The 7,461-nt window shown below is 48.6% G+C and carries 6 protein-coding genes; 1 reads left to right on the top strand and 5 read right to left on the bottom strand.

Annotation, left to right across the window (positions count from 1 at the left end):
- Window positions 1–109: 109 nt before the first annotated feature.
- Genes ACOJS8_RS14595 through ACOJS8_RS14575 form a run of 5 tightly spaced genes read right to left on the bottom strand, consistent with a single transcriptional unit; the run spans window position 110 to window position 5,602 of the window.
- Window positions 110–643: a hypothetical protein gene (locus tag ACOJS8_RS14595; RefSeq protein WP_420149280.1), complete on the bottom strand. Its 534-nt coding sequence runs from the start codon at window positions 641–643 to the stop codon at window positions 110–112.
- Window positions 636–2,684 carry a hypothetical protein gene (locus ACOJS8_RS14590; RefSeq protein WP_420149279.1) on the bottom strand — a complete coding sequence of 683 codons (2,049 nt, stop codon included), beginning with the start codon at window positions 2,682–2,684 and terminating at the stop codon, window positions 636–638. The genes ACOJS8_RS14595 and ACOJS8_RS14590 overlap by 8 nt, the downstream gene beginning before the upstream one ends.
- Before the next feature lie 5 nt (window positions 2,685–2,689).
- On the bottom strand, window positions 2,690–4,006 hold the full coding sequence (locus ACOJS8_RS14585; RefSeq protein ID WP_420149278.1) for a hypothetical protein: 1,317 nt from the start codon (window positions 4,004–4,006) through the stop codon (window positions 2,690–2,692).
- 4 nt (window positions 4,007–4,010) lie between these two features.
- The gene (locus tag ACOJS8_RS14580) at window positions 4,011–4,694 is read right to left on the bottom strand and encodes a hypothetical protein (protein WP_420149277.1); all 684 of its coding nucleotides are present in this window, start codon (window positions 4,692–4,694) and stop codon (window positions 4,011–4,013) included.
- A gap of 53 nt (window positions 4,695–4,747) precedes the next feature.
- Entirely contained in the window at window positions 4,748–5,602 is an 855-nt protein-coding gene (locus tag ACOJS8_RS14575) for a hypothetical protein (RefSeq protein WP_420149276.1), read from the bottom strand.
- Window positions 5,603–6,864: 1,262 nt separating this feature from the next.
- Here ACOJS8_RS14575 and ACOJS8_RS14570 point away from each other — a divergent pair.
- Window positions 6,865–7,461, top strand: a 597-nt coding sequence (locus tag ACOJS8_RS14570; protein ID WP_420149275.1) for an ELWxxDGT repeat protein, incomplete at its 3' end; no start/stop codon positions are given.

Here is a 7,461-nt window from a genome sequence, read left to right as displayed (position 1 = left end):
GTACCGCCACCGGAACACCCAGCCCCTTGGCTAAGGACGTAATAGCCAGGATTTTTGGGTTGTGCAGGTCCAAATACGGCAAACAGCCGCCCCCACCAGTTCCGTAGGGTCATCGCGCGTTTGGGTTTTGTCCCAGTATGCCGAATGCCTGCGTATCATCAACGAGCAGGACGCTCTCTTTGCAAGACTTGAGCAACTCTAGATACATTCCAAGTGGAGCTGGTTTGCCCTGCGCTACGTTCCAGCTATCGGTGACAAGCCAGGGCGTTCGGTTTTGCTGGCGGTGCATGTGGATCAACCGGGCCAACTGCTCGGCATCGTTAGCCGGGAACGACGCCACCGGAACACCCCGAAAGGCGGCCAGCAGGACTCCCCAGCGCCCGACCGGGTACATCGCTTCATCCATCAACACCGCATTTGAACGCCCTAGCGAGGCAACAATATCCCAGAACACGTGCAGCGTTGAGGGAGCCAGCAGGCCACTTTCCAGTCCCTGTTTACAGGCCACTTCCTTCGCCACCATCTGATGTAAACGTGGCTCATATAGCGCAGCCGGTTTACCCGTCGTAATGGACAAATGGGGTGGAAAGGAAGCGGATAGTGTCTGCTGACCCAGGTACAACGCCGACGTGAAATCAACCATTGTACTCTCTGCGAATAAGCTGGCCGTTCGGCGGAAGTTGCGCGTTTATCGACGGCCCATTTATCTGCCGTGGGCGCACTTGGCCGTTCTGTCGCATCGCCACCTGCCGTTCAATTAACTGAGATGGCTGCTGATAACGGTCTTCATTAGCGGGCAGCGAAATCCGCGTATCCACAATGTCGGAAGCCAGATCAACTCCGGTAACGGCTTTGTAGGCGTGGATATACCGCTGAATTTCTGCCCGCCAGTAATGCGCCCAGTTAGCAGCATTCTGCCCACTCAATGCCGTGTTGTTCCAGTTTCCGTACCGGATCGATAGCAGCAACTGCTCGCCGAAAACGCCCAGATCGTGGAAATGGGTGACATTAGTCGGATTCCAGCCCTGGAGTTGCTTCATGTTATCAACCCGGTCCATCCACGGTTCGGTATAGGGCACCATGATTCGCCCACCGAGAAACTCTCGCACTTCAGGCCGGGCCAGTAGCCACTGCTGGGTCATCATCTCCACGCGGGCCGTCCAGGGTAGATCGCCGTACTGGTTGTGTGCCCCTTCGGCCAGCATCAGGTGAACTTCGCGCAAGTGATTCAGCATTGGAAAGCCGTCGGGAATAACTGTTGTGAAGTTCGCCTGCTGATAGAACTCAACGGCGACCCGCAGCAGTTCGTGAAAACCCCGCAGAAAATTCGTGCGGTGTTCAGCTACGGGAATGCTCTGAACAGCCTTGCCTATCAACGAGATGCCGTATTCGTACTGATATTCTAAGTTGCGTCGGTTAATGGTCAGTCGATTGCGTTCATCTTCGATATACCCCCATAGTAAATTGCCCAATGGACGCAGCGGATCGATAGCCAGGTTAGCTAGCGGGTCGCGGTCAATACCCCGGCGGACGTTCTGGAAACGCAGACTGAGAGCGTTTAGCGTTTGGACTAATCCCCCTTCTTCGTGCCAGTAGGACCAGATGAGTTCCAGCAGGGGCGGACTCGTCAGCCTCGACTGAAGGATTCCGTAGCAGTCATTGGGCAGATACAGACCTTCTTTAAGCGGTAATTCTTTTAGGTTTTCACGAATGGTCTCAAAATATGGTAACGTTGCCATCGTTCGTCCACCTTCGGTTTCCAGTTTGCTCAAGTACTCATCACGCAGTCTGGAAATGTTGAAGCGGGAAATATTTGAACGACGCGTTCGTTGACCGTCTCCCTTTGGGTCTTTACTAATTGGTTTATAAAAATCATTGATTTCTGAAGGCACCAATCCACATTCCTGCATTAGATATAACTCGGTGGCTACTTTGAGCAGACTGTAGGAAGCCGTACGATTGAAAGGCACACGATTTTTATATTCTGCTAGCTCGTTGTTCGTTTTATCGGAACATAGGACCCGGTCCATGAACCTCCGGTAATCATTAAAATTAAGCGTCCGGTTTCGGATAACGATCCAAAGAAGCTGGTCGTCGGTAGCCTCACGATTGGTTTCTTGGAGCGACACGTTAACTACCTGAGCGCTCTCCTCCGTGACTTTCAGATTTACTGTTGGAAAGTCATAATCGGATTGTAGATCCCTGCTGGTCCATGCACTTAGACTTTCGGCATCTGGCCTATCGATAAATGCGTTGATGACATAAGTCCCGACCATGTCCCATTCCTGGATAAGAAAAGAAATATTGACTGGGTCTTCTTCTTTTAGAGGAAGCTTGATTTCTCCCCCAGTTTTTCCGGCAACAAGTCGCCTAAATAGTTTCGATGCACTCTTAGAAACTTGTTTTTCTGTCTCCTCAGAGCTTTCATACAATTTGCTAAAGGTTAGCGTTGGCGAGTCACCGTTTACCTTAGGAGGATTGTACCGGTATTCAATTAGGGCAGTATGATCGCTCGACAGATTGTCAAAAAGAAGAAAAAGACTATTGTAATATGTGTCAGGTTCTATTATTTTTTGGAATATACTACCTGGCTTGTCCTTGGCCTCTCTAATAATTTCCAGGGTCAACGTCGAGCTGTCGCCGATATACACCTGTTGATGGTCAATGCGTAAGTCGCGTTTCATAATACTTAGTTATTGTTTAGCGTTCGTATCATTCGTCCATTTAATGCGGGCTGTCTGGCCGGTTTGGCTCCTGCTCCATAGCGTTTCGCCCGTTCCAAAGCCCAGCGGCTCAGAATGCGGCTCAGTAATCGCGATTCGTTTTCCGCCGTGATGGCCCCATCCGCTTTGGCTTGGCCTATCACGGCAAAGACCAGCGACGGGGCACTTTTTTCCATCAGACCTGGTTGCTGTTGCCACTGCTTATAAAGTTGCTTTAAACGCACAGGTTGTCGCTCTGTTACGGGGAAAATCTCTCCCAATATTTTCCCTTGAAGCGAAGTAGGCCGGTGGTTAATCAGTAGATTTGCAAACTGCGGCAGCACCTTTTTCAGGCTCTGAATAATCTGTTGCTTAGTGATCGGCTCCCCATGTGTTGGGTAAAGGGACTCCCACTGTTTCGCTAGCGCATCCCACTGCGGATGCGGATAAAGCGTTTTTCCTAGCGCGATGCTGACCTGCACCCGAATCCATGGAAAGGGATGGGGAGCGTCAGTGGCAACGCGAAAGACGAAGTAGCTTGGCAAACTTACCACGCTCATTAGGCCGTATGTCGCCCCGACGCCAAGATGCGCCATGGCCCAGAAGTCAGACAGGATTTCGTTCAGCCAGCGCTGATACAGTTGCCAAGCCATAACGTCTTCACCTTTGGCAATAACCTTGTTGATTTCCTCCTTGATTGACTGCGTCAGGCCAAGCAGCTCCGATCCTTGATGCCCCACTTCGTGAATGAGCGACGAAGCAATGCCGCTTCCAATCATGCGCTCGCGGGGAATCTGGATTACTCCCACTGGGTTTTCGTCGCCACCGGGCAGGCGAGTTCGCGCCCGTCGAATGGCGGCCCCGTGTCCCCGTTCTAGAAAGCAGATCAGGGGTGGTGCTTCGTAATAGTTGCCGGGTAAAGTCAACGCATCCTCCGCCAGTATGTCTAAGCCCGCCATCCAAGTACCAGTGCCGTGTTCGCCACGTTGTAGGAGCACATCAGAAAAAATATCCAACTGATCAAGAAGATTGTTGTAGCGTAGCTTAAGCAGCGCATACTGGGCCTGCCCTTTATGGGAGGGGATGTCCGGGTTTTTCACCCACTGAAGGAACGAGCGAAGCCGGTGTCGCAGATCGAAGGCAATCCGGGCCAGATGGTCGTTAATCGCACCCTGGGCCGGGGCCGATACCGCAGCCGCCAGAACCATAGGAGTGTTCAACGAGAACGACTGCACCGTTTGCAATCGATTGAGTAACGACTGCGTTTCGTTGATCAGAAACTGGGTGTCGGCTGCGTTTTTCATGAACTTACAGTTGAATGACCAACGTATTACCGCGCCGCACCCAACTGCCCTGAGTGGCTCGACGACGCTGGCTGCCCCCTACCCCCCCCGAGGCAGGTTGAAGCAAACCAGGTGCATGTTGCTGAGCCGCATCGGTAAGTGCCTTTTTCAAAACGGCCTGCGGATTACCCGTGCTCCGTTGCGGCAAACTGGCCGCGTTGTTAGCGGCTGAATTGGCAAACCGGACGTAGGCTCGGGCTAATTCATACTCCTGATCTTCAGGACTGAGACCCTCCAGTTCTAACTCGAAGAGGTTGCCGGCCACACCACCTAATTTACCCCCGATGGTAGCTCCTAAGGGACCGCCAACGGTACCGAGGGCTCCTCCGACTAATGGTAAGGCTTTTTTGGCCACTCCTTTCAGCGCACCAATCAAGCCTTTACCAACGGATGCCGGGACGACTTTGCCGATGGCCCGGCCGGCCCGCTTAATCAGCTTGCCCAGGAACATATTGAGTTCTTCCTCGTTGGAAACATTAAGCAACTCGTGTGCAAACTCCAGCTCTTGGGTTTCGTCGAGTTCGCCATACAATTCATAGTTCTCGCCATTGGTTTGCCCCATAAACTCCTGATTAAATTCGTAGGAGCCGTTCCCGTTCTCATAGCCAAGCCCTTGTTCAAACTCCAGTTCAAATTCGTTATTGTACATGATCTTAGTATTTAAGGTGATAAGAAAATAGTTGATAGTTGATTAATCATCGTTTATGTCCCATAAATAAGAAGGGTATTTCCACGTCGAACCCAAGTTCCGCCCCCGGCTTTGCCGGGCCTGTTTTTCAGAGCCGAGCGTCGACTGTTGGCCAACAGGCCCGGCGCATATTGTCTGGCCGAGGCCGTAATTGCCTGCTTGCCTATTGCACCTAAGCTGAGGGCTGGATTTTGACGAACTGATTGATGTGCTTGACGAGTGAGGTCACTAGCGAAGCGAACAAATGAGCGGGCAATTTCCAGTTCCTGGTCTTCGGGTTGTAGAGCTTCAAATTCAAGGTTGAAAATGCGTTGTGCGTTGGATGCGATAACGTTACCTGCTTGTGTACCCGCCCAGTTACCCGCTTTCCCGCCCGCCCAGCTACCTGCTTGCTGACCGAGCCAGCCCCCAGCTTTACTACCTAGTGGCCCCAGTCGACCACCCAGCGCGGCTCCAGCACGTTGGCCCAGTGCGCCCCCAGCCAGCCCACCATATTGCGTAGCTAATTGCGGCAGCGTTTGCTTGCCGAAATTGACCAAATACTGGCCTACGCCTTTGCCGGTCGGCGAATTAATAAAACCTGTAGCGGCACTTTTGGCGGCTCCCAGCGCCTTACTCATCAGTCCGCCCAGAAATTGGTTTAGTTCGTATTCATTACTGACCTCCAGAAGCTGGTAGGCCATTTCCAGTTCCGGGTCTTGCTCCAGCTCAAAGGTTTCGTCGTTTTCGTAATTAGCTTCCTGGCCAAACGACTGCTCAAATGCTTGTCCGTACTCGCCGTTTACACTGAATTCATATCCGGTCTCATATTCTCCATTTACACCGGAGCCAGTTTCCAACTCCTGCAGCGTTCGATCAATGTGATGCATAATTGACAAAAATTAAAGGATGAGTACTAAATCATCCTTTAGATGCCAATCACCGTGCCAGACTGATAAACCTTGTTTTTAAGGTTTTTTGAGGGGTATAACCTGAAATGCGTTTCGTTCAGGCTGTATTCTATTTATTTTGGCGAAATCTGTTTCGTGGATTTAGGTTTAGTAGAATAATATCCACACGCGTACTTTATGGGAACCTTATTTGCGTATGAAATCTATAGTTAAAGTATATAAATGATTTTTGAGACTTCCATTGATTTGATTACTACTTATATAGATCAGAATTCCCTAAATTAAGGTTAACAATTATTAAAACACACACTCTGCTTTTATTGAAAAATCATTCAAGAAAACCTCCAATTCCAGTTTAGGACAAGACTATATAGTTACAGTAACTACCCCAAACTGGCAGATAAATAAACCGTTCATTTCGATTCATTGGCATGAAATAGATAGTCTTTTAATGCAAGGGCTTTGGGGCTTAGGAGGCAATTCTTTGGTTAGCTTATTAAGTCTTTCAAAGGATGTATTTAGCAAGGCAAACCGGTTTCAGGTGGTGGTACTTATAAAAGTAAGAGTTTGGCTGACGGGTACCTTAGTATAGCTGCACGGGTTTATTGAAACTTACCTGTACCCTATATGAAGAATAACTGGGTAAACACGACTGACATAAAGATAAATATATACAGGAAGGCCAGAAACCCCTTTGTCTTTCAGAAAGATGAAATACTAAACAAATCTGTTACATAAAAGTTATGACTTACTTTGGTTTAAAAGAGGATAGACCATCTTTATCAATCTGCTTATTAAAAACATTTAAATTAAAAACGGGAAAAACACCCTTTTTTAAACGTTACCAGAAAGCTAGATTTGTAAGTAGGTATAAGTACTCAATATTATTGTTAGGTACCTATACTTAGCTTAAAATCTAGCTTTTGGGTATTGGTGCAGGTATCATCTGATTAAAGTAAGCTGATAAAGACATCGGTACATATTTCTGTTCATCATTACTGTCCACTCTTATGATCAATCTCTACTCAGTACTCATTCCTGTACATACACAGTCGGTTAGCCGACGCACAATCAACGCGGTTACGCCCTATAGGCATCTTCTGCAGTGAACCGCTATAGGCCTACTTGGCCGGCCATCAACTTATCAACGTTTGAATTGAAATTGGATGACATAACCTAATTATAGGTTTTTGTGAGCCAGTTAATACCTTTTTCGTCGCCTATTCTTTTCCTATATTCTTTTGAAACAGCTATACACCGTTGTAACGCTATTGCTTTGTCTATGCTCTACCGTTCTCCGCGCGCAAACGCCGGTGATGGTGAAAGACATTTATCCGGGGTCAGGTAATGGTATTGACCCTTACTCGGTGAACCCAATCGTAGGTATTGACGGAACGGCTTATTTTGTTGGAACCGATGCAGAACATGGTAATGAACTCTGGAAAAGTGACGGTACTGAACTGGGCACACAACTGGTCAAAGACATTTACCCGGGTAGCAACGCATCAAATCCAAGCAGCCTGATTAACGTAAAGGGTGTTTTGTACTTCAATGCATTAGACCCACAATCCGGTTACTGTTTATTTAAAAGCGATGGGACTGTATCCGGAACTGTTAAAGTCAAATCGTTCAATCAGAATTACGTCTATAATCAACCACATAATTTAACAGATGTCAATGGCACGCTGTTTTTTGTCGTTAATAACGGATACGGGGGCGAAGAACTTTGGAAAAGTGATGGTACGGATGGAGGAACGGTGCGGGTGAAGAATATTAACCCCGGTGGTTCTTCTTACCTAGGCTCACTCGTTAATGCTAATGGAACGCTCTACTTTATA

It is taken from the genome of Spirosoma sp., from assembly GCF_048594605.1.
Lineage (GTDB): Bacteria > Bacteroidota > Bacteroidia > Cytophagales > Spirosomataceae > Spirosoma.
Note: the sequence above shows the minus strand (reverse complement) of the source record. Positions and strands in the feature narration are given on the sequence as shown.

Excerpts from the sequence above, each read along its gene's own strand:
- ACOJS8_RS14580 (WP_420149277.1), bottom strand. The coding sequence starts at position 4,694 with ATGTACAATAACGAATTTGAACTGGAGTTTGAACAAGGGCTTGGCTAT.
- ACOJS8_RS14585 (WP_420149278.1), bottom strand. The coding sequence starts at position 4,006 with ATGAAAAACGCAGCCGACACCCAGTTTCTGATCAACGAAACGCAGTCG.
- ACOJS8_RS14575 (WP_420149276.1), bottom strand. The coding sequence starts at position 5,602 with ATGCATCACATTGATCGAACGCTGCAGGAGTTGGAAACTGGCTCCGGT.
- ACOJS8_RS14595 (WP_420149280.1), bottom strand. The coding sequence starts at position 643 with ATGGTTGATTTCACGTCGGCGTTGTACCTGGGTCAGCAGACACTATCC.
- ACOJS8_RS14590 (WP_420149279.1), bottom strand. The coding sequence starts at position 2,684 with ATGAAACGCGACTTACGCATTGACCATCAACAGGTGTATATCGGCGAC.